This is a genomic window from Bacteroides sp. 3_1_23, assembly GCF_000162555.1.
Taxonomy (GTDB): Bacteria; Bacteroidota; Bacteroidia; order Bacteroidales; family Bacteroidaceae; genus Bacteroides; species Bacteroides ovatus.
In genome coordinates this window covers 1727748-1749809 of record NZ_GG774949.1, presented here as the reverse complement: position 1 = coordinate 1749809, position 22062 = coordinate 1727748, and the positions used below count along the sequence as shown (strand labels likewise).

Sequence of the window (22062 nt, the reverse complement as noted above, 5' to 3'; positions counted from 1 at the left end):
TCTTACGGATATTTATGCAATACCGTGAGCATTGACAGTACCGTCAATCTTCTTAATCAATCCTTGAAGTACTGCACCCGGGCCACATTCTGTAAAATCAGTAGCACCGTCAGCAACCATATTCTTTACTGATTGTGTCCAACGTACAGAAGCAGTCAATTGAGCAACCAGGTTCTTTTTGATTTCTGCAGGGTCAGTGTGAGGAAGTGCATCCACATTCTGATATACCGGACATTTAGGAGTATGTATTTCTGTAGCTTTGATAGCAGCTTCCAGTTCTATTTTAGCAGGATCCATCAATGGAGAATGGAAAGCACCACCCACTTTCAGCGGAAGAGCACGTTTTGCTCCGGCAGCTTTCATCAGTTCGCAAGCCTTTTCGATACCCGGTACAGAGCCGGAGATAACGATTTGTCCTGGGCAGTTGTAGTTGGCCGGTACGCAAACTTCACCTTCTGCATTTACTGTTGCGCAGATTTCTTCTACTTTCTCATCCGGCAATGCGATAATGGCAGCCATAGTAGAAGGAGTAGCTTCACAAGCTTTCTGCATAGCCATTGCACGTGCATAAACAAGTTTCAAACCATCTTCAAAACTCAATGCACCGGCAGCAACCAATGCAGAGAACTCACCAAGTGAGTGGCCGGCAGTCATTTCCGGTTTGAAGTCGTCGCCCATGCAAAGAGCAGAAATAACAGAGTGAAGGAAAACGGCAGGTTGAGTAACCTTTGTCTGACGAAGATCTTCGTCTGTGCCGTCGAACATGATATCTGTAATGCGATATCCGAGGATATCATTTGCTTTTTCAAACAATTCTTTTGCTAAAGCTGAGTTTTCATACAGGTCTTTACCCATTCCTACAAATTGAGCGCCTTGACCGGGAAATACAAATGCTTTCATATTTTTATTATTTAATTGATTTTTAATTGCGGGTGCAAAGTTACGTATTTTTATGATACAACCGCACAAAAAGTACACATTTGTGCAACGGTGTCCGGAAAATGCCATAAGGGGCCGTTGCCATGACCGATATTCAATTCTTTTCCTGCGATAATGGCTTGAGTGATATATGTTTTCGCATGCTGGATGGATTCTCGCATGGGGTAGCCTTTGGCAAGATAGGTGGCAATAGCGGAAGAGAGGGTACATCCCGTTCCATGCAGATTATGGCTTTCTATTTTTTTCTCCTCATATATATGGTAGATAAATTCGGACGTATGCAAAAGGTCGCACATATTGTCTCCTTCCAGATGTCCGCCTTTTAGTAAGATATTAGTCTGATAATCATCCGTCAGCATTTTGGCAGCGGTCTGCATATCCTGAATGTTGTGAATACTTTTACCTGTAAGTACTTTTGCTTCATCAATATTAGGGGTGATTAATGTGACAAGCGGTAAAAGTTCTTTTTTGATTTCTTCTATCGCTTCATCTGTCATAAGTTTCTTTCCGCTGGTAGACACCATTACCGGATCGTAAACGACGTATGCAGGCGAATATTTTTGTAGACAGTCGGAAATTACACGAACGATCTGAATGTCATTTATCATTCCTATTTTGATGGCAACCGGTTGCAGGTCGTCCATCACGGCTTCTATTTGCCCACGAACCATATCCGGAGAAATGGACTGTACGGCACGTACCCCCAGTGTGTTTTGTACGGTGATGGCAGTGATGGCCGATGCTGCATAGCCTCCTAAAGCCGAGATTGTTTTTATGTCTGCCTGAATTCCTGCGCCTCCCGAACAATCGGAGCCGGCAATGGATAAAATGACTGGGTGACGTTCCATTTTAGATTTTTTAATATTTACCCGACAAAGATAGAATAAAAAACGATAAGGTACAAAATGACATATCGTTTAAAATACAATAAGTACCTTTACTGGCGTCTGTTGGAAAAGATATGAAAAGTACTGATAATAAAGCGTCCATCTAGTTTTTGTACTTTATACAATTACTCACCCGTGGAAATACTAAAATACATATTGTAATTCGTAAGATAACACTAACTATTCATATTGTAGAATGTATGATATGTATTTATATGAAAAACAATGTTTTATAGCATGTTTCTTATTTTGTTTTGATGGTTTGTAGCCTCTATATTTGCATCGTCTTAAAGAAATGTATATGCAAAATTTACAGAAAAATACACCTCTAGCAAACAATCATATATCAGTAGACTGTGTAGTGATTGGTTTTGACGGAGAACAACTGAAAGTGTTGCTTGTAAAACGTGCAGGTGAGGATAATGGAGAAGTATATCATGATATGAAACTTCCCGGAAGTCTTATCTATATGGATGAAGCCCTGGATGAAGCTGCACAACGAGTTTTGTATGAACTGACAGGACTTAAAAATGTGAATCTGATGCAGTTTAAAGCATTTGGTTCTAAAAACAGAACGAGTAATCCGAAAGATGTACGCTGGTTGGAAAGAGCTATGCAGTCAAAAGTGGAGCGTATTGTTACCATTGCATATTTGTCGATGGTGAAGATAGATCGTACGTTGGATAAGAATCTGGACGATCACCAGGCTTGCTGGGTCGCTTTGAAAGACGTGAAAACACTGGCTTTCGACCATAATCTGATTATAAAGGAGGCAATGACTTATATTCGTCAGTTCGTAGAATTTAATCCTTCCATGTTGTTCGAACTACTTCCGCGTAAATTTACAGCCGCACAATTAAGGACTCTTTTTGAATTAGTATACGACAAAGCCGTGGACGTGCGTAACTTCCATAAAAAAATAGCAATGATGGAATATGTAGTTCCTTTGGAAGAAAAACAACAAGGAGTGGCTCACCGTGCTGCCCGTTATTATAAATTTGATAAGAAGATATATAATAAGGTAAGAAGGTAGCCCCTGTTCAAGTATTAAGTATCAAGTATTATGTATTAGGCGTTGAATGTTAAAGTATTAATTGTCGGACATTGAGCGTTAAATCGTAAATAGTAAATCGTTAAATCGTAAATAAAATTATGTTTCTATTAGGTTATGACATAGGTAGCTCGTCTGTAAAAGCGAGTTTGGTAAATGCGGAGACAGGTAAATGTGTATCCTCGGCATTTTTTCCGAAAACAGAAGCGAATATTATTGCAGTGAATCCCGGATGGGCGGAACAAGATCCTGAAAGTTGGTGGGAAAACTTAAAGTTGTCCACGCAGGCTATTATGACCGAATCCGGAGTGAGTGCCGCTGAAATTAAAGCCATCGGTATCTCTTATCAGATGCACGGATTGGTTTGTGTTGATAAGAATCAGCATGTATTGCGTCCTGCTATCATCTGGTGTGACTCTCGTGCGGTGCCATACGGTCAGAGAGCGTTTGAGACAATCGGGGAGGAGAGATGTCTTTCTCATTTGTTGAATTCGCCGGGAAATTTTACCGCTTCCAAGTTGGCGTGGATTAAAGAAAACGAACCTGCCATCTATGAGCAGATTGATAAGATAATGCTGCCGGGCGATTATATTGCCATGAAGTTGAGTGGAGAAATCTGTACAACTGTTTCCGGGCTTTCGGAAGGTATGTTCTGGGATTTCAAGAACAACCGGGTGGCTGATTTCTTAATGGATTATTACGGATTTGATTCTTCCTTGATTGCAGATATTAAGCCGACCTTCGCGGAACAGGGACGTGTAAATGCAATAGCTGCCAAAGAGCTTGGACTGAAAGAAGGGACACCGATTACTTATCGTGCAGGCGACCAGCCTAACAATGCCCTTTCTTTGAACGTGTTTAATCCGGGCGAAATTGCTTCTACGGCAGGAACATCAGGGGTGGTTTATGGTGTGAACGGTGAAGTGAACTATGATCCGCAGTCACGCGTCAATACCTTTGCGCATGTCAATCATACCATAGATCAGACACGTTTGGGAGTATTGCTTTGCATCAACGGAACGGGTATTCTCAATTCATGGGTAAAACGCAACATTGCTCCCGAAGGAATATCTTATAATGAAATGAATGTATTGGCTTCCAAAGCTCCTATCGGCAGTGCGGGAATCAGTATTCTGCCCTTTGGTAACGGTGCCGAACGTATGCTGAACAATAAAGAAATCGGTTGCAGCATCCGTGGATTGGACTTCAATGCACATGGTAAACACCACATCATCCGTGCCGCTCAAGAAGGTATCGTATTCTCTTTTAAATATGGCATTGATATCATGGAGCAGATGGGAATTCCCGTGAAGATGATCCATGCCGGACACGCTAATATGTTCTTGAGTTCTATCTTCCGCGATACTTTGGCGGGAGTCACAGGAGCTACTATCGAGCTTTACGATACAGATGGTTCCGTAGGCGCTGCGAAAGGTGCGGGCATCGGTGCAGGTATCTACAAGGATAACAATGAAGCATTTGCTACGCTTGACAAACTGGATGTGATTGAGCCTAATGTGGCAAAACGACAGGAATATGCTGACGCGTACGCAAAATGGAAATACCGTCTTGAAAAGTCGATGACCGGTAACATACCGGCTCCGGTTCTTTCTTCAGATAAATAATTAACAATTTAAATAATAACCATTTTAAAAATAAAAGAATTATGGCAACAAAAGAATTTTTCCCGGGAATTGAAAAGATTAAGTTCGAAGGTAAAGATAGTAAAAATCCGATGGCATTCCGTTACTACGATGCTGAAAAGGTTATCAACGGTAAGAAGATGAAAGATTGGTTGAGATTTGCTATGGCATGGTGGCATACTTTGTGTGCTGAAGGTGGCGACCAATTCGGTGGCGGAACAAAACAATTCCCTTGGAATAGTAATGCTGACGCTATACAAGCTGCAAAAGATAAAATGGACGCAGGTTTCGAATTCATGCAGAAAATGGGTATCGAATACTACTGTTTCCACGATGTAGACTTGGTTTCTGAAGGTGCAAGCATCGAAGAATACGAAGCTAACTTGAAAGCAATCGTAGCATACGCAAAACAGAAACAAGCTGAAACAGGCATCAAACTGTTGTGGGGTACTGCCAACGTATTTGGCCATGCACGTTATATGAACGGTGCTGCTACTAACCCTGATTTTGACGTAGTAGCTCGTGCTGCTGTTCAGATCAAGAATGCAATCGATGCAACTATCGAACTGGGTGGTCAGAACTATGTATTCTGGGGTGGCCGTGAAGGCTATATGTCTCTTCTGAATACAGATCAGAAACGTGAAAAAGAACACTTGGCAAAAATGCTGACCATCGCTCGTGATTATGCTCGTGCCCGTGGTTTCAAAGGTACTTTCCTGATCGAACCGAAACCGATGGAACCGACAAAACATCAGTATGATGTAGATACAGAAACAGTAATCGGATTTCTGAAAGCTCATGGCTTGGATAAAGATTTCAAAGTGAACATTGAAGTAAACCACGCAACTTTGGCTGGTCACACTTTCGAACACGAATTGGCAGTAGCAGTAGACAACGGCATGTTGGGTTCTATCGATGCTAACCGTGGTGATTATCAGAATGGTTGGGATACAGACCAATTCCCGATTGACAACTACGAACTGACACAAGCTATGATGCAAATTATCCGCAACGGCGGTTTGGGTAACGGTGGAACAAACTTCGACGCTAAGACTCGTCGTAACTCTACTGACCTGGAAGATATCTTCATCGCTCACATCGCAGGTATGGACGCTATGGCTCGTGCATTGGAAAGCGCAGCTGCTCTGCTGAACGAATCTCCCTATAAGAAAATGTTGGCTGACCGTTACGCTTCATTTGATGGCGGTAAAGGTAAGGAGTTTGAAGATGGCAAGTTGACTTTGGAAGATGTAGTTGCTTATGCAAAAGCAAACGGTGAACCGAAGCAGACTAGCGGTAAACAAGAACTTTATGAAGCAATTCTGAATATGTATTGCTAATTAACCCCACCACAGATTACACGGATTATCACAGATTGATTTTCTTCTCTCTTATTTTGAATTTTATCTGTGTTAATCTGTGAAATCTGTGGTGATATAAATCCAACTACTACAACACTACTTTATCTACTTATAACCATGATTAATACAACGAACGAGGGTAGTAAACTCTACCTATATTCGATAACCTCTGTCGCCATTTTGGGAGGACTGCTTTTCGGATACGATACAGCAGTTATTTCCGGTGCGGAGAAAGGCTTGGAGGCTTTTTTCCTTTCGGCCTCTGATTTTCAATACAATAAAGTAATGCATGGAATCACATCTTCCAGTGCATTGATTGGCTGTGTACTGGGTGGTGCGATCTCCGGTATATTTGCTTCCCGTTTGGGACGTCGTAATTCTCTAAGGCTTGCTGCCGTACTCTTTTTCCTTTCAGCATTAGGTTCCTATTATCCGGAAGTCTTGTTTTTCGAATACGGAAAGCCGAACATGGATTTGCTGATTGCTTTTAATTTGTATCGTGTTTTGGGCGGTATCGGTGTTGGACTGGCTTCTGCAGTCTGTCCGATGTATATTGCTGAAATAGCTCCTTCTAATATTCGTGGAACGCTTGTATCGTGTAACCAGTTTGCTATCATCTTCGGTATGTTGGTAGTATACTTCGTGAATTTCCTGATTATGGGCGACCATCAAAATCCTATTATTTTGAAAGATGCAGCAGGTGTATTGTCTGTTAGTGCTGAATCTGATATGTGGACTGTTTATGAAGGATGGCGTTACATGTTCGGTTCGGAAGCTTTCCCTGCAGCTTTCTTCGGTCTGTTGTTGTTCTTTGTTCCCAAGACTCCTCGTTATCTTGTATTGATACAGCAGGATGAAAAGGCTTATTCGATCCTTGAAAAGATCAATGGTAAGACAAAAGCACAGGAAATTCTTAATGATATTAAAGCTACTGCTCATGAAAAGACAGAGAAAATCTTTACTTATGGAGTGGCAGTAATTGTGATCGGTATTTTGCTTTCTGTATTCCAACAGGCTATCGGTATTAATGCGGTACTTTATTATGCTCCTCGTATTTTCGAAAATGCAGGTGCAGAAGGAGGTGGCATGATGCAGACAGTTATTATGGGTATTGTAAACATTGTCTTTACCTTGGTTGCAATCTTCACAGTAGACCGCTTCGGACGTAAACCACTATTGATAATCGGTTCTATTGGTATGGCTGTAGGTGCATTTGCGGTAGCAATGTGTGATAGCATGGCAATAAAGGGTGTTCTTCCGGTACTTTCAGTGATTGTGTATGCAGCATTCTTTATGATGTCTTGGGGACCGATTTGCTGGGTGTTGATCTCGGAAATATTCCCGAACACGATCCGTGGTAAAGCGGTAGCAATCGCCGTAGCATTCCAATGGATATTCAATTACATTGTATCTTCTACTTTCCCGGCACTGTACGACTTCAGCCCGATGTTTGCATATAGTTTATATGGCATAATCTGTGTGGCTGCTGCTATCTTTGTTTGGCGTTGGGTACCCGAAACGAAAGGTAAGACACTGGAAGATATGAGCAAACTTTGGAAGAAAAATAAATAAATTAGGTTAGTGTAATTTCATCATGCCATTATGACTTCGGTTTCTTGGCATGGTTCTACTAAGATTATGACATCGTACCAAATGGTATGGTGTCATAATTGTTTTTATTTGAAGCTTTGGGGAACAGTTGTAAATCAGGGAATTTGGTTCAGGGGAACTCTATCTCCTAAGAATAGGTTCGTAACCGTATGGAAAGGAATGATACGGATTCTTTTATAAATTCCGTATTTTAGTTCTAATGTAAATATTGTTATAGTAATAGGTGCAATAGAAATAAACGGTGTTGCCAAAAAATGTCAATAAAACTCTTATGTATTCCTGATAGATAACCCTGTTTTGTAAAACTCTGTTAACCAGGTGATTACTATTCGAATTCTTCCTTTAAAACCAACGACCCGTTTCTCACCGAGAAACAACCTGTTCGACACGGAGAAACGAAGTGTTTCTCACCGAGAAACGAATCGACTGATAAAGTCCTAGACTTAAATTAAGAAAATTGTTCGTCTCTTTTATTTTTGACGCTTCTATCGTAGGAATGTATATGTTGAAATATATTTCAATGATATTCTTATCATGTCTAAGATATAATGATATGGAATAAATTTATAACTGTATAGTTTGGAATCAATTACCACTAATGATTTTATTAGTTATTTTTAAGCAATCGTTTACCTATTAATAGTTATTTCATTGCCTAAGGAGTTTTCGTTTGACAATTGTTAAGCGATAGTTCAACATCTGTCAAGCGTTCGTTCAACAACTGTCAAACGATAACTCGTTAGGCAATTGAAAAAATAATATAAGCAAGAGAAAGAGATAAAAGCTGCATACTGACGAGTTATTGTCAGCGATAGTATTTTTGGTTATTTCCGTATAAAAACGACCTATTTTTAACGTCAGTTCGATATAATCATAATTAGCTGCTTTAGCCGGTCTTTTATAAAACACGTATTGTTATGTAACAACATCCGATTAAAATTAATTATTTTGTTTATATTTAATTGGATATCTATTTTTTTTGTAAATTGCCGTTATTTATATGAAACACAATTGTAAACTTTAAATATATTTATTATGAAAAAAGTAGGAAGACTTAGATTGAGCGAATTAGAAGGAAGAATGGATACTTTAACAAAAGCAGAACAACACGAATATTTAGGTGGAAACAATACATGGAGAATTTATGGAGGATATCTGTATGAAGTAGAAGGTGGTACCTTATTTTGTGGTGATAATGGTAAATTTGTATGGTTTCCGGGAATCAGCGTTAGTTCAGATTGGGTTACAATTCGACATATTGGTATGAGCAAGATGCTACTCAAAGAGGGGAACATGTATTATATGATCAAGGATATTATTACTAAACTGTTTGGAATCAATAAGTTTCTGAATTTCCTTCCGTAATTCCTGAAATTTGTTATTATTTAAAGATGAAAGTTTTATTATTATTATTATTTTGCTTTTGGAGTGCTCAATGTTTGTACGCCAAATTACCTTTGGATATTGTTTCTGATTCTTTGCTTTATGTATCAGAAGACTTTTCGTTTTTTGATGCGCAAGGCAAGAGTGTTTTAAAAGGAATACTTACTGTTCCTAAAAACTTGAGTTCATCTACAAGTGTTGTTGTACTCGTAGCTCCTCCTTTGCCTATACCACATGATTACTATGGTCTATTTTCTACTATAGCTGATGTGCTAAGTAAGAATGGAATTGTGACCCTTCGTTTTGATAATAGAGCATATATGGATAAATCATATTCTTCGAAAGAAGAGACTATTACTATGTTTGATCAGGCTGATGATGTGTGTAAAGCTGTGCAGGCTATAAGAAAGGATGTACGTTTTAAAAATAGTGATATTGGTTTGTTGGGCCATAGTGAAGGAACTGCTGTAGTATCTATTGAAGCATCTAGAAATAAGGAGATTCGTTTTATTGTTTGTTTATCTGCGCTTGGGATGATGGGAGCAGATATCGTTTATGACCAAACGAGTATGCCACTAAATCTGAATGACAAAATACCAGATGATGTAAAACAAAATATGTTATTTGCTTTGAAAGAATATCCATATATTGTAAATGAATGTAGTTCTTTGGATTCAATGTCTACACAAATAAGAAAAAAGGCCCAGAAATATTATACTTCAATTAAAGACAAGGAACGAATGTTTGGGAGACAATCGTTAGAGGAATATTGTCAATTGATAACTCAATGGTATACAAGACCTCGGATTGTATCATTTATTAAATATAATCCGGAACTATATTATTCAAAGCTATCTTGTCCGATTTTAGTTATTTATGGGAAAATGGATGGCAATTTAGATTATGCGAAAAATTTGATGGGTTTAGAAAGTATTATTAAAAAGTACCAAAAAGAAAGTTGTGAAATAATGGCAGTTGACAGTGTGGACCATGACTTTTTTAAAGTAAAGCGTAAGATTCCGTTCTTTATAAAGCGATTATCACATCATAAACCTAGTGAACCGAATCCTAAATATGAGTTAGAGGTATTTGAATATGTTGCGAAATGGATAAACCAAACGAAATTTTATTAATACCACATTAACTACTTAGAATATTATTCGTGGCAGTTAATGTGGTACAAGATATTAGATGTATTTTGTTGAATTTAGTATCTCATAATCAGCCCTATATAGTTCACGGATCTCATTAATATATTCTTCGTTATCTAGCTTAAAGTCAACATGTGTTGAGTTTTTGAGTCCATATTGTATAGGGACATTGTATTTCTGCAGAAATGTATCCAGTTTTTTTATTGGTACAATAAAGTCAACATCGTCTGGGGAGTAAAAATCAGATTGTCTACGTATATGTTCATCTTGAAGAATAATGCATTTCTTGTCTAATTCAAATCTGACGAACATCATAAAATGATCAAAAGTGGGTTCTCTATATAAGTCTAAGAAATGGAAATAATGTCGATACCATTTCTCTAAACAAAAGTATTTGTAGCATGATACTAGGCGCTCTACTGGATCTCTCCAAACTGCGAACTTGATAACTTCTTTGCCTCGTGTTTGTTTGTAAGTATCATAAGGAGACAAGAAACCGCTTTGTGGACAGCCACCGAACCAATCGTGTGTTCTGTCTTCACTATGCATAATATAGCCGGTTTTAGCATAAATAGCTATACTTTGTAAATAGGTGATTGCATTTTTAGAAATTGCGACAAATGCAAGATTATAGTTATCTATTTCACAAAAAAAGTTCCCTAAGTAAGGGGTTGAGTAGTTAACAGAAGTAAGTCTCATGATTTTTTAAGTTTGTAGTTTTAATAAAAATAGTTATCAGTATGTTTGAAAGAACAACTCTTTAAGTTCTATCTGTTTAATAAAATCATATAAAGTAGTCTTTCGTAGAATACAAAAGGTATTCCAAACATTCTGTATAGAATTATAATATTTTTGCATGGCATTGTATTGTTCTTGTTGAGCCGATGCCAGTTCGTAAGCAGAAACTTTTCCGGAATTAAACTTGTGACTTAAAAGTATAAACTGCTCTTGTGAGAGTTGGTAGCTTTTCGTTGCAACAAACCACAAATTTATATTGTAATTATAGCTCTCTACCATATCTTTTATATTATTATCAAATTCAACTTCTGCTTGTTCAATTTCTATTATACTGTTTTGATAGTTATTTTTGGCTATTTGAATCTTATTCCGATTGATTCCCCATTGGAAGATTGGAATTTGGACTCCTATCATAATATTTTGTGTATGGTCTGCTTTTCTGTAAGCATCTATGAAATGGTCGGCATGCTGATTTAATCCATAACTTATATTAATATTTCCATTAAAACGATTATCTAGCTTTGCTGTAAACAATGTTTGTTCTGCTTTTAATCTTTTTTGTTCTTGTGCTAAAGCAAATGGGCTGTTTCGGTGAGCGTATAATGACGCAAGTCTTTCATCTATTTTAATAGGGAGATTAAACAGTGGAGTCAAAACTTCAATATTTTGATTAACCCATTCAGGTTTGCCTAAAAAAGCAGTGAGTTTTCTCAATGCTTTTTGAAAATTCTTAGAAGAATTTTCAAATGTATACTTATTATTGAGCTGCTGTAATTCCATTTGATGGTATTCGTATTCTGTGAAATGCCCATTGTCAAGTAGGGCTTTGCTGATAATAAGTAGTGAATCCGAGATAAGGAGATTTTTATGTGATAAATCTGTTGCGAGCTTGCTTGAAAATAAATTCATGAACAAATTTACTGCTTGTGTCTGGATATCTGCTATTTCTGAACAATATTGTTTTAATGAGTTATTATATTGTGCATACTCTATATTGCGCTGTTTCTTGTAATTGTGAAGACCTCCAATAAAAGATTGAGAGTAGTTAATAATAAGTGGGGTTGTACCGAAACGTTCTTTGTTTCCGGAGAATTCGCGGAGATAATTTAATCTCGAACTAATACTAAATTCACCTCCTGTAATACCAACTTTTTGCTGGATAGTCACTCCTGTATTGCTACTATTTGAGTAATCTTCTACATAAGAATAGTTTCCATTTGTTGAGTTTTGCATGAGTTTTTGTGAACGGTTAAAGTTTATAGGACTCAACGAGAATGAGAGAGATGGCAAAAATCCTTTCTTGTAGTTTTCAAATCTTAGTATGGTGTTTTTGTAAGATAATTCGACTTTATGAGCGGATGGTGAGGATAGACACCATTCATTCAGCACTTGCTCCAATGATATTTGATAGGTTTGTCCATGTAATAATATTGGAACACATGTTATCAGCAATGTTATCCATTTGCGAATCATATAAGTGTATTTTTAGTTTGAATGAGTTCTATTATTATGACTGTGAAGAAACCAACTTAAAATATTCTCCTTTTTTTGTCATCAGATTTTCATGATTACCTATTTCAGCTATTCTTCCTTGGTGTAGCACTATTATTTGATCTGCATTTCGTATTGTACTAAGTCTGTGCGCTACAACAATAACAGTCCTATCTTTAAATGCAGCATTCAGAGCTTCTACAATTTTTTTTTCATTAATGACGTCTAATGAGTTGGTAGCTTCATCTAAAAATAAGAAATCAGGTTCTTTATATAAAGCACGTGCTATTAGTAACCGTTGCTTTTGTCCTCCGCTTATTCCTCTTCCTCTTTCGCCTATCATAGTTTCGTATCCTTTGGGCATACCATTTATTTCTTTTGCAATTTGAGCCATTCTACACACTTTGTGTAAACGTTCATAATCAATATGCTCGTCATCCAACACTATATTGGCTAAAATGGTGTCATTAAACAATTTTCCGTCTTGCATAACTACTCCACACATGTTACGCCAAGTATGTAGATTGATACTTGCTATATTCATATTTCCCATTTTGATTTCCCCAGCGGTTGGCTTATAGAGTCTGACTAACAATTTAAGTAGAGTTGATTTGCCACTTCCACTTCCTCCGACAATGGCTGTAATCTTGTTCTGTGGGATAGTTAGAAAAATATTTTTTAGTACTACCGGTGAGTTTGGACTATATTGAAAAATGATATTTGATAATGTAATATCCCTTTTTTCTGGTAAAATAGAAGTAGTTCCTATTGAAAGTAACTCTTCTTCATCTTTTAGTTGTTTTATTTCATTCATACGTAAAAAACTGATTTTGGCATATTGGGCAGAAACAATGAAACTTATGAATTGAGTTAACGGACCATTCAACATACCAATAATGAATTGTGTGGATATCATTATGCCGAATGTAATATCACCCTTAATTACTGCGCTTGCACAAAAAAATACAATTGCCATGTTTTTTATATTCGCAATAAACTGTGCTCCCAGTTTCTGCATATTGGTGATATTTAAGACTCTCTTGTTCACTTTGTAAAGTCGGGCTTGTATCTCTTCCCATTTCCATCTCCGGTATCTTTCGTAATTATAAATTTTGATGTCTTGGATGGCAGACACCGTTTCAACCCAATAGCTTTGATCTTGAGATACTAGTTCGAAATATTCCCAATCCAGTCTTTTTCTGATACGAAGAAATAATAATACCCAAGCGACGTATAGAATAGAACCTCCTAAGAATATATAAAAGATAATCGGATTGTAGGTTAACAATATAATTCCGAATATGATAAATGTCAGAATCGAGAATATCAAAGATAGTGAATTATTCATTATGAAATTCCGAATACGTTCATGGTCTCGTGCTCGTTGCAAAATATCTCCTAAAAGTTTATTCTCGAAAAATGTAACCGGAAGTTTCATGAGCTTTATTAAATAATCGGATATCAGGGCAATGTTCACTCGTGAAGTGATATGCATCAGAATCCAATCACGTATGACATTAAATATGGTAATACTTACAAGTATACTAATATTTCCAATTAATACCATATTTATGAAATTTATATCTGACGACTTGATACCTACATCTATAACTGCTTTGGATATGAAAGGTAACATCCCTTGTAAAAGGGTAACTACGAGCATAATGAAAAATATAGTTGCGAAGCTGTTTTTGTATGGGATGAAGTAACGTAGGATACTAATAAAACTATTTTTCTCTATTTCTTTTTCAACTTTGCTCCTCTTGAAATCAATTGTGGGTTCTATTGCTAAAAGAACGCCTAGAGTTTCTCCTTTTTTATACCATCCGGCTTTGAAGTCCTCATGTGTATATTTGATACGTCCTTTGGCAGGGTCAGAAACCCAAATGTATTTTTTATTGGCATGATAAACTACAATGAAATGTGAATCTCTCCAAAAGAGGATAGCAGGAAAAGGGATTTTATTGATGATATCATCTAATGTACATTTAATGGCTAATGTGCGTAATCCGAGACTTTCGGCACCGGTGCTAAGATTCTCCAGTGAAACCCCTTGTTTAGTAATACCACATCTGTCTCTTAGGTATTGTAATGAATAGAATCGTCCGAAATATTTGGCTATGATTTTTAAGCAAGCCGGGCCGCAATCTTGTGAGTCCATCTGATAATCGACGGGAAATCTGTGTAATATCATTATATAGTATTATTTAGAATGATTATTGTTCAATATTAGCTCTTAGATTATCAAAAAGTCTTTCTATAAGCCGTTTGGGCCTTGTTATAATTTCGACTGTCCCATGTGACTCAAAATCAAGATCAAGAGTTTGATCGAAGTTTGTTTTCAAACCATCAGGAAAGGAAATGAGAACCCGATAAACATTGCCTTCTTTAGTGGCGTCAGTGGATGATTGTTCTATTTTATTGGATATACGTGATATAGAACTGACTTTTCCTTTAATTAATCCATACTCCATATATGGATAATTACTGACCTTTATATTGGCTGTTTGTCCTATTTTTACTTTACCAATGCCGAATGAGGGTACAATTACTTCCCCTACGATCTCATTTTGATTGGGAAGTATGGAAAAGATTTCTTGTCTATTTTGTACGAAGTAATTTTCTCTCCAAAATCCTAAGTATTCTAATTGTCCATCTAATGGGCTTATTTGAAGATATTGCTTTTTCCAGGTATATATTATATTTGTTAATTGAAATTTACAGGCAGATAAGTCTTCTTTTAATTTTTCCAGTTTTTCTTGTTCTTCTAATATATACTGTTGTATTTGTTGTTCGTTTCTTCTTATTTGAGCCATATGGGATAGTCTACTGCTCTGTAGCTCTTTGTATACACTTTGCAGGTCATAGTAGGAACCTTGTTGACGATTATACTCTTGTGTGCTAATAGCTTTTACTTGATTTAATGTACTGTCTCTATTTAGTAGTTCCCCTTCAATTTTTAGTTTTTCTCTTTTAAAAGAAGTTCTTTATCTAAATTTTTTATAATGTCAGCATTAATCATATTTTGTTGTTGGAGGCTATTACACATTATTTTGTAAATATCGGAATGCAATGCCCGGTAATATTGCGAATGGGCAATACTGAAAGAATTGAAAGCAGAGCTAATGCTTCCTAAAATCAATTCAGGCACAGAAGGAAAGTCTTCAAGGTTATTATTATGAATCATTAATAGAGAATCTAGTAATAAAACATCCCTATAATTTGCCTCATTTTCTATGTAAGCTATTATCTGTCCTTCATTGATAGAATTTCTATCTTTACATATAAGATGTAATTTGCCGGAAGCATTGGCAACCAGCTTAATTGGTGCTAAATGAGCTGTGATGGAAATCTGTCCATCTACAGTGTCCGGATACTTTATAATAAATCCTAATGAGATAATTATAGTAACTAATAATGATGTAAGCCCTATTGCGTAAGTTGCTCCTCTCGTAGGCATTCTATCTATTATTGTTTGTACTTCTTCGCTACGTTGTATAGCTTCTTCTTTTTTTTCTTCGTGTGTTTCCATTATAAATACAGTCTTGTATTTGACTGTTACAAAGGAAGAGTATTTCGATATGAAAAAGGGAAAAGTATTGTTCAATAAAGGAAAAATACTGCTCATAAGTTCATTATTTTTTTTTGCACTGCTCTTTTCGGGCATATTTATATCATAATGGGCTGATTTTGTCCTTTTTTGGATATATATTTTCCTTATTTCCAGCAACTTTAAGTGACCTTTGCGAGTACTAAAACACACAATATATTATGAATACATTCTTTTCGGTAATAATGCCTACCTACAATCAGGCATCTTTTATTAGGCGAGCAATTCTTAGCCTGCACAAACAGACTTATCCGAATTGGGAACTGATTATAATTAATGATGGTTGCACAGATGAGACGGAAATATTTATTTCTGATTTTTTAGTTGATGAAAGAGTCGTATATATAAAAAATGAGACTAACCAAGGATTAGGCTATGCTTTGAATCAGGGACTCGAAATTGCTAAGTACGATTTAATAGCTTATTTGCCTTCTGATGATTATTATTTCGAGAATCACTTAGAAACTATTAAATCGTCTTTTGATGGTGATGATGACGTAGAACTTGTATATACAGGTGTACGATATGATGTAAGGGACACTTTATTTGGTGCTCATGATACAGAAAGTAGTGGCACTCGCAGAGGCTTTGCAATGCAACTTGTTCAAACAGCACATAAAAAGGTAAAGGAACGCTGGGTTGAACGTAATGAATGGCTTAGTGATGATTTATTTGCTATGTATTGGAGAAAGCTTACACCTTACGGAGCATTTGTAAGAACTGACAAAATTTCTTGTTTTTGGACTTCCCATCCATTTCAACGTCACTCTATTATAAGTGAGAAGTATAGTGGAGGTCTGAATAAGGCTAGAAGTTTCTATAAGATTCAGTCTCCAGTAAAGCTTAGAATTGCAAAGGAAAAATATCTTGACGAAGAAGAATTATATAGTAATTTTAGAGAGCTGGTTCCTGTAGCCCAAGATTCATTAAAGATATTAATTGTAGGAGAATTAGCCTATAATCCCGAACGAATTTTTGCATTAGAACAGGCTGGACATAAATTATATGGATTATGGATTCCTCATCCTAATTGTAGCTTTGCTACTGTAGGGCATTTACCTTTTGGACATATAGAAGACTTGTCTAATAATAACTGGCAGGAAGAAATAGAAAGAGTACAACCGGATGTAATTTATGCTCTATTAAATTGGGAGGCTGTTTCATGGGCATATAAGGTTTTAAGAGCTTTCCCGGATATACCTTTTGTCTGGCATTTTAAAGAAGGTCCTTTTGTTTCTTTGCGTGGAGGAAATTGGAATAAATTGATTTACTTATATGTACATTCTACTGTAAAAATATTCTTGAATGATGTTGTGAAACAATGGTTTGAACAGTTTATTCCTACGATGGGACTATCATTTGTGATGGATGGGGATTTACCCAAAGAAGAATATTTTAAAGATAATTTTTCTTCGAAATTGTCTGCCAAGGATGGAGAGGTACACACGGTCGTTACAGGGAGAATGATTGGTATTTCTGATAGAGAACTGAAAATTCTAGCAGATAATAAGATTCATATTCATCTCTATACCGAGAATTATCATGCTTCGCGAGCTAAACAACTAAAATGTTTTCAAATAAAATATCCGAATTATTTCCATCTTCATTCACACTGTTCTCCTGCCAACTGGACAAAAGAACTTTCTCAATATGATGCAGGCTGGATGCATTGCGTGCGTAGTAGTAATGGAGGGGATTTGTTAAAAGCAACTTGGGATGATTTGAATATGCCTGCAAGAATCAGTACTTATGCCTCGGCAGGTTTACCCATTATACAAATTGATAATTCCGGAAATATAGTAGCAGCTGAAGAATATTTGAGAAAGCTGGATATAGGTTTGTTTTTCAGTGACTTTTATGATTTATCAAATAAGTTGAAGAATACAGATGCGATAGAAATTCTAAGAAATAATGTTCTTGCGAATAGAAAGAAATTCTGTTTTGATTATTATGTGCCAGAGTTAATTTCATTATTTAGAAAAGCTATAAATAAAAAGAAATATGAATGAGTTATTACGGAAAATCGCAAATACAGTAATTGCCAATTTAGATAATACAACAGAAATAGGTTTGTTTAAAGGTAGAATGGGACTTACTATTTTTCTATACGAGTATGCCAGATATTCCGGTAACTCTGTATATGAAAAGATGGCAGATACATTGATAGATAGAATATATACTCAATTTAAGCCGGGAATTTCATTTAGTATGATTGATGGGAGTGCAAGCATAGGCATTGGGTTGAGTTATCTATTACGGAATCATTTTATAGAGGGTAATATTGATAATATTTTGCAGGATTTAGACAGAAAGTTATTGGATAGTTCTGAAGACGTTTTATTTAAGGAAACGACATCTACAATTCCTGTTTTCTCTTCCGGTGCATATTTACTTTCACGTCTGCCATTATGCAGTGTAGAGCAGAAGGAGAAGTGGATTACGAATATTATAGATACGGGTATCTCTTTTATGTGGAAAATAATAATAAGGAAAAAGTTTGAGCCAAAGCTTTCACTTTTGAATTCCATGTTTTTAGTTTATAATCAATTGATGAAATATAATATTGATAAAGAAAATGTATTGCAATTACAAAAAGATTTGTTGCGCCTTTCTGTCAATGCACTAGAAAAGAGATATTATCAATTTTCTGATATCCTATTGTTGAAGTACATTCTACCTTTAGTTCCAAAAGAAATTAGTATTGATGACCAGTCTCGCTTGCGTTCATTATTATCCGGAATAAATATGGATGATTTTAACATAGAGGAATGGAATAATGGTTTGTGGTGGTGCTTTGTATATGACATAACTTCTTTGGAATATTCTATAGAGGCTATAGAAAAATATGTTGATCAAAAAATGCTGGACTATTCGTTTGATTTGGATGATATCAATAGCCAGTTTTCTGTTTTGGGACTGAATTTAATAATAAAATAAAAATAGAATGAAAAAAGTTGGTAGATTTAGTTTGTCTGAACTGCAAGATGATACTTCAGTTATAGATAAAGAATATCAAAAGACCTTAATAGGTGGTCGTTCTTATACACCACAAGAGTTTGGTTATTTAATTAATAGCGGTCAATGGCATGGTGGTTGGGTATATGGCATGGGATGGGTAACACCGGAAGTTACTATATATCCGAATAGTTATAATTATTCAGGTGGTTATTATCCATCTGGTCATAATGGTGGTGGTAGTGTTCCATTTTGGCCTGGTGGTGGCTGGCACAATGGTGGTGGTAATACAGATGGGTATCCAGGTCATAATAGCTATTATAATCATACTAATTATAATTCGAATCATAATAATAATTGGGGGCATAATGGCTATTCCAATCATTATAGTTATCAGGGTTCCTATGGTTATCATTTTTCAGGTGGCGGAGGAGGTGGAGGTGATGTAGTAGATAGTACTACCTCTTTTTTAGATGACTTAAAAAGTTATCTGAAGAAGTCTCTTTCAAGTCTTATTGCAGGGTCAGCAGAAACAGCACATGAGCTTTATGAAAAAATGAGCTCTTTCATGCAGCAACATCCTGGTTCTATAGATACTGTGAGATCGTATATGAGTGAATTGGGAGATTATGTAAAGCCAATAGTAGAAGATGATCCTGATAAGATGGATTGGGAGGATTTGTTTAATATTTGGATGTTTGAGTTGGAAACATCAAATATAAATCCTCAAAGTGGGAAATTCATATTTACAGATGATGCTTTAACAACAAAAGACCTTCAGACTCAGGAAGGAGTCCAACAAGCACGTGATAAAGTTATGGAACAAATAAATGGAGGAGATTTTTCAGATGTACATCATTCTTGGAGATATGATGTTAATGAATTTATTGATGGAGTGACAAATATGAATACGGCAACTTCTTTTCTAGGTTCTTATAATACAGTTGTTGAAATTATAAATAATCATAATGGAACTTATAGCTTGCAGTATACGGTTTCAAATACAACAGGCTGGGAGTCTGCTACGCGTTTACGCGTAGACCACAATGGTGATGGAATTCATGATGCTATAATTCCTGATAGTAATCGAGGTGAAGGTATTGGATTGGGAGGTACTATAAGTGAAGAATGGCAATGGTCTGAAGTGGTTTCAATTAACTAATTCATTGTTGTAATATTAAGGTGTAATGAGAAAGACTTGTATTTGTTTGCTTTTTGTTCAATCCCTTTTATTGCAGGGATGTCTGTTTAGAGAATCACCGGTATGTTATGGAGTTGACTTTAATTTTACACGTGAAACATTAGGTATTAATTTGTTGGATTCAGGATGGAGAATAGGACATACGGAACCATATTATACAAGATGGATAAATCCTAGTATTGATAAGACTAAAGTACAGTATATAATGAAGCAAGTTTGCTATTTTGATAATATTCTTTCGATGGAGATGGATGTGTATGAAAATGTAAATACTGGGATATTAACATCTGAACGGCTTGCTATTATGTTTTATTATCGCTCTAGTAGATATGATGAAAAGAATATCTTTCATCGAAAAGAAAATGATATTTTGGGGTGGGATTTTCGTTATACACGTGATGACGGACATGAAAGTGTGCAAACTGAATTCATTTCAAAGCAACAAGCGGACTCAATCATTAAGGTGTGGGGAATTGAAAAATGATTTCTGTATGAGCGGGATGAAGGTATTGGATTGGGAGGTACTATAAGTGAGAAATGGCAGTGGTCTGAAACTATTTTAATTGATTGAATATGAAACGTATAATTTATTTTTTCTTGTTATTATCATTATTTTCTGGCTGTTTACATCGTGCACCCAAGACAATCTATCCTGCCTGTTATGGTGTTGAACATAATCCAGTAAGAGATAGTTTGGGACTAGTATTACTGGATTCTAGTTGGGTACCGGATACGTGGGATGGTGCTACAGCTTGGGGACCTAAAGAAAAGCAATCCTATCCATCTCACACTGTTAAACAAGTGAATTATAATAATGATACTCTTTATTGTGAAAGAGATTCATATTGTAATGGAGAAGAATTTGAAACAGTAGATGGATATAATAAAGTACGTTTACAGGTTGTGTATTTTTATCGTTCGGCTCGCTCCGGTCCATTAGGTGGAATTGCTTTCAATGCAGATACTATAGGATGGGTTTGTCGATTTTATGATTCGCATGGAGGACAAAGTGTATCTAAAGCTCAAGCAGACTCTATCATTAAAGCATGGGGGATTAAAGATTGATTTCTTTGTAACCGAGGTGAAGGAATTGAACTAGGAGGTACTATAACAGAGAAATGGAAATGGTCTGAAACTATTACAATTAATTGAATATGAAACGTATAATTTATTTTTTCTTGTTATTATCATTATTTTCTAGTTGTTTACGTCGTGCACCTAAGACAATCTATCCTGCATGTTATGGCGTTGAACATAATCTAGTAAGAGATAGTTTAGGAATAGTATTATTGGATTCTAGCTGGGTGGCATTTGATACATGGGATGGTGCTACAGAAAAGCAGCCCTATCCATATCATACTGCCAAACAAGTAAATTATAATAATGGTACTCTTTATTGTGAAATAGATTCGTATAGCAATGGTGAAAAATACGAAACAGTGGATGGATACAATAGAGTTTATTTAGAGATTGCATATTTTTATCGTCCAGCTTGTTCTGGTCCGTTAGGAGGAATGGCCTTTAATGCTGATACAGTGGGATGGTATTGTCTATTTAATAATTCTCCTGGTAGTACTAATATAAGTAAAGCACAAGCGGATTCAATAATTAAAGCGTGGGGAATTGAAAAATGATTTCTGTGTGGGCGGGAGAAGGCATTAGCTTAGGAGGTACTATAAGTGAGAAATGGCAGTGGGCTGAAACTATTATGATTGATTGAATATGAAAAATCTGGTTTGTTTCTTTTTGTTATTATCACTGTTTTCTAGTTGTTTACGTCGTACACCTAAGGCAATCTATCCTGCATGTTATGGTGTTGAATATAACTCAGTTAGAGATAGTCTAGGAATCGTATTGTTAGATTCTAGCTGGATACCAATGAAAACATGGAATGGTGTTACTGTTTGGGGACCTAAGGAGAAACAGACATATCCACGTCATGGTAATAAAGTAATGGCTTATTTTAATGATACTCTTTATTGTGAATCAGATTCATATGGTAATGGAGAAAATTATGAAACAGTAGATGGACTTTCTTCTG

General features: G+C 36.1%; 19 protein-coding genes and 1 pseudogene. 13 read left to right on the top strand and 7 right to left on the bottom strand.

Annotation, left to right across the window (positions count from 1 at the left end; genetic code table 11):
* Nucleotides 1-12: 12 nt before the first annotated feature.
* Both fabD and thiD read right to left on the bottom strand, forming a co-directional pair.
* Nucleotides 13-900 carry an ACP S-malonyltransferase gene (gene fabD, locus HMPREF9010_RS17430; RefSeq protein WP_004309342.1) on the bottom strand — a complete coding sequence of 296 codons (888 nt, stop codon included), beginning with the start codon at nucleotides 898-900 and terminating at the stop codon, nucleotides 13-15.
* A gap of 50 nt (nucleotides 901-950) precedes the next feature.
* A complete protein-coding gene (gene thiD, locus HMPREF9010_RS17435; protein ID WP_004316408.1) occupies nucleotides 951-1787 on the bottom strand; it encodes a bifunctional hydroxymethylpyrimidine kinase/phosphomethylpyrimidine kinase in 837 nt (278 codons plus the stop codon).
* Between the two features lie 340 nt (nucleotides 1788-2127).
* Here thiD and HMPREF9010_RS17440 point away from each other — a divergent pair, with 340 nt between their 5' ends.
* The 6 genes from HMPREF9010_RS17440 to HMPREF9010_RS17465 all read left to right on the top strand — a co-directional run bounded on the left by HMPREF9010_RS17440 (nucleotide 2128) and on the right by HMPREF9010_RS17465 (nucleotide 10008).
* Entirely contained in the window at nucleotides 2128-2859 is a 732-nt protein-coding gene (locus HMPREF9010_RS17440) for an NUDIX hydrolase (RefSeq protein WP_004295874.1), read from the top strand.
* 119 nt (nucleotides 2860-2978) lie between these two features.
* Nucleotides 2979-4502: a xylulokinase gene (locus HMPREF9010_RS17445; protein WP_008647961.1), complete on the top strand. Its 1524-nt coding sequence runs from the start codon at nucleotides 2979-2981 to the stop codon at nucleotides 4500-4502.
* A 41-nt stretch (nucleotides 4503-4543) separates the two neighbouring features.
* A complete protein-coding gene (xylA, locus tag HMPREF9010_RS17450; protein WP_004295876.1) occupies nucleotides 4544-5860 on the top strand; it encodes a xylose isomerase in 1317 nt (438 codons plus the stop codon).
* Between the two features lie 138 nt (nucleotides 5861-5998).
* Nucleotides 5999-7453 carry a D-xylose transporter XylE gene (gene xylE, locus HMPREF9010_RS17455; RefSeq protein WP_004316410.1) on the top strand — a complete coding sequence of 485 codons (1455 nt, stop codon included), beginning with the start codon at nucleotides 5999-6001 and terminating at the stop codon, nucleotides 7451-7453.
* Between the two features lie 1074 nt (nucleotides 7454-8527).
* The gene (locus HMPREF9010_RS17460; protein ID WP_008647959.1) at nucleotides 8528-8857 is read left to right on the top strand and encodes a hypothetical protein; all 330 of its coding nucleotides are present in this window, start codon (nucleotides 8528-8530) and stop codon (nucleotides 8855-8857) included.
* Nucleotides 8858-8883: 26 nt separating this feature from the next.
* On the top strand, nucleotides 8884-10008 hold the full coding sequence (locus HMPREF9010_RS17465; protein WP_008647957.1) for an alpha/beta hydrolase family protein: 1125 nt from the start codon (nucleotides 8884-8886) through the stop codon (nucleotides 10006-10008).
* Nucleotides 10009-10062: 54 nt separating this feature from the next.
* Here the strand turns inward: HMPREF9010_RS17465 and HMPREF9010_RS17470 are convergent, their stop codons facing one another.
* From HMPREF9010_RS17470 to HMPREF9010_RS24990, 5 genes are all read right to left on the bottom strand, one after another.
* A complete protein-coding gene (locus HMPREF9010_RS17470; protein WP_008647955.1) occupies nucleotides 10063-10725 on the bottom strand; it encodes a sulfotransferase family 2 domain-containing protein in 663 nt (220 codons plus the stop codon).
* Nucleotides 10726-10761: 36 nt separating this feature from the next.
* The gene (locus HMPREF9010_RS17475) at nucleotides 10762-12237 is read right to left on the bottom strand and encodes a TolC family protein (protein WP_008647953.1); all 1476 of its coding nucleotides are present in this window, start codon (nucleotides 12235-12237) and stop codon (nucleotides 10762-10764) included.
* 34 nt (nucleotides 12238-12271) lie between these two features.
* Nucleotides 12272-14449 carry a peptidase domain-containing ABC transporter gene (locus HMPREF9010_RS17480; RefSeq protein ID WP_008647951.1) on the bottom strand — a complete coding sequence of 726 codons (2178 nt, stop codon included), beginning with the start codon at nucleotides 14447-14449 and terminating at the stop codon, nucleotides 12272-12274.
* A gap of 22 nt (nucleotides 14450-14471) precedes the next feature.
* Nucleotides 14472-15071 (bottom strand): HlyD family efflux transporter periplasmic adaptor subunit, encoded by a 600-nt coding sequence (locus HMPREF9010_RS24995; protein WP_050428258.1) that lies wholly within the window; start codon nucleotides 15069-15071, stop codon nucleotides 14472-14474.
* A gap of 143 nt (nucleotides 15072-15214) precedes the next feature.
* Nucleotides 15215-15787 (bottom strand): hypothetical protein, encoded by a 573-nt coding sequence (locus tag HMPREF9010_RS24990; protein WP_157453724.1) that lies wholly within the window; start codon nucleotides 15785-15787, stop codon nucleotides 15215-15217.
* 239 nt (nucleotides 15788-16026) lie between these two features.
* Between HMPREF9010_RS24990 and HMPREF9010_RS17490 the strand changes: the two genes are divergently transcribed.
* The 7 genes and pseudogenes from HMPREF9010_RS17490 to HMPREF9010_RS26320 form a co-directional block, all read left to right on the top strand.
* Nucleotides 16027-17874 carry a glycosyltransferase family A protein gene (locus HMPREF9010_RS17490; protein ID WP_008647950.1) on the top strand — a complete coding sequence of 616 codons (1848 nt, stop codon included), beginning with the start codon at nucleotides 16027-16029 and terminating at the stop codon, nucleotides 17872-17874.
* The gene (locus HMPREF9010_RS24985) at nucleotides 17867-18802 is read left to right on the top strand and encodes a hypothetical protein (RefSeq protein WP_008647949.1); all 936 of its coding nucleotides are present in this window, start codon (nucleotides 17867-17869) and stop codon (nucleotides 18800-18802) included. The genes HMPREF9010_RS17490 and HMPREF9010_RS24985 overlap by 8 nt, the downstream gene beginning before the upstream one ends.
* Nucleotides 18803-18809: 7 nt before the next feature.
* Entirely contained in the window at nucleotides 18810-19982 is a 1173-nt protein-coding gene (locus HMPREF9010_RS17495; RefSeq protein ID WP_008647948.1) for a hypothetical protein, read from the top strand.
* Between the two features lie 25 nt (nucleotides 19983-20007).
* A complete protein-coding gene (locus HMPREF9010_RS17500; RefSeq protein ID WP_157453723.1) occupies nucleotides 20008-20505 on the top strand; it encodes a hypothetical protein in 498 nt (165 codons plus the stop codon).
* Nucleotides 20506-20594: 89 nt separating this feature from the next.
* Nucleotides 20595-21086, top strand: a complete 492-nt coding sequence (locus tag HMPREF9010_RS25295) for a hypothetical protein (RefSeq protein WP_008647946.1) — start codon at nucleotides 20595-20597, stop codon at nucleotides 21084-21086.
* A gap of 89 nt (nucleotides 21087-21175) precedes the next feature.
* Nucleotides 21176-21655 (top strand): hypothetical protein, encoded by a 480-nt coding sequence (locus HMPREF9010_RS25290; RefSeq protein WP_008647945.1) that lies wholly within the window; start codon nucleotides 21176-21178, stop codon nucleotides 21653-21655.
* Between the two features lie 88 nt (nucleotides 21656-21743).
* A pseudogene (locus tag HMPREF9010_RS26320) lies at nucleotides 21744-22062 on the top strand (hypothetical protein); the annotation flags it as partial.

Bases quoted from the DNA above. Each gene is read 5' to 3' on its own strand.
- fabD (WP_004309342.1), bottom strand. From the start codon at position 900: ATGAAAGCATTTGTATTTCCCGGTCAAGGCGCTCAATTTGTAGGAATG.
- thiD (WP_004316408.1), bottom strand. From the start codon at position 1,787: ATGGAACGTCACCCAGTCATTTTATCCATTGCCGGCTCCGATTGTTCG.
- HMPREF9010_RS17440 (WP_004295874.1), top strand. From the start codon at position 2,128: ATGCAAAATTTACAGAAAAATACACCTCTAGCAAACAATCATATATCA.
- HMPREF9010_RS17445 (WP_008647961.1), top strand. From the start codon at position 2,979: ATGTTTCTATTAGGTTATGACATAGGTAGCTCGTCTGTAAAAGCGAGT.
- xylA (WP_004295876.1), top strand. From the start codon at position 4,544: ATGGCAACAAAAGAATTTTTCCCGGGAATTGAAAAGATTAAGTTCGAA.
- xylE (WP_004316410.1), top strand. From the start codon at position 5,999: ATGATTAATACAACGAACGAGGGTAGTAAACTCTACCTATATTCGATA.
- HMPREF9010_RS17460 (WP_008647959.1), top strand. From the start codon at position 8,528: ATGAAAAAAGTAGGAAGACTTAGATTGAGCGAATTAGAAGGAAGAATG.
- HMPREF9010_RS17465 (WP_008647957.1), top strand. From the start codon at position 8,884: ATGAAAGTTTTATTATTATTATTATTTTGCTTTTGGAGTGCTCAATGT.
- HMPREF9010_RS17470 (WP_008647955.1), bottom strand. From the start codon at position 10,725: ATGAGACTTACTTCTGTTAACTACTCAACCCCTTACTTAGGGAACTTT.
- HMPREF9010_RS17475 (WP_008647953.1), bottom strand. From the start codon at position 12,237: ATGATTCGCAAATGGATAACATTGCTGATAACATGTGTTCCAATATTA.
- HMPREF9010_RS17480 (WP_008647951.1), bottom strand. From the start codon at position 14,449: ATGATATTACACAGATTTCCCGTCGATTATCAGATGGACTCACAAGAT.
- HMPREF9010_RS24995 (WP_050428258.1), bottom strand. From the start codon at position 15,071: ATGGCTCAAATAAGAAGAAACGAACAACAAATACAACAGTATATATTA.
- HMPREF9010_RS24990 (WP_157453724.1), bottom strand. From the start codon at position 15,787: ATGGAAACACACGAAGAAAAAAAAGAAGAAGCTATACAACGTAGCGAA.
- HMPREF9010_RS17490 (WP_008647950.1), top strand. From the start codon at position 16,027: ATGAATACATTCTTTTCGGTAATAATGCCTACCTACAATCAGGCATCT.
- HMPREF9010_RS24985 (WP_008647949.1), top strand. From the start codon at position 17,867: ATGAATGAGTTATTACGGAAAATCGCAAATACAGTAATTGCCAATTTA.
- HMPREF9010_RS17495 (WP_008647948.1), top strand. From the start codon at position 18,810: ATGAAAAAAGTTGGTAGATTTAGTTTGTCTGAACTGCAAGATGATACT.
- HMPREF9010_RS17500 (WP_157453723.1), top strand. From the start codon at position 20,008: ATGAGAAAGACTTGTATTTGTTTGCTTTTTGTTCAATCCCTTTTATTG.
- HMPREF9010_RS25295 (WP_008647946.1), top strand. From the start codon at position 20,595: ATGAAACGTATAATTTATTTTTTCTTGTTATTATCATTATTTTCTGGC.
- HMPREF9010_RS25290 (WP_008647945.1), top strand. From the start codon at position 21,176: ATGAAACGTATAATTTATTTTTTCTTGTTATTATCATTATTTTCTAGT.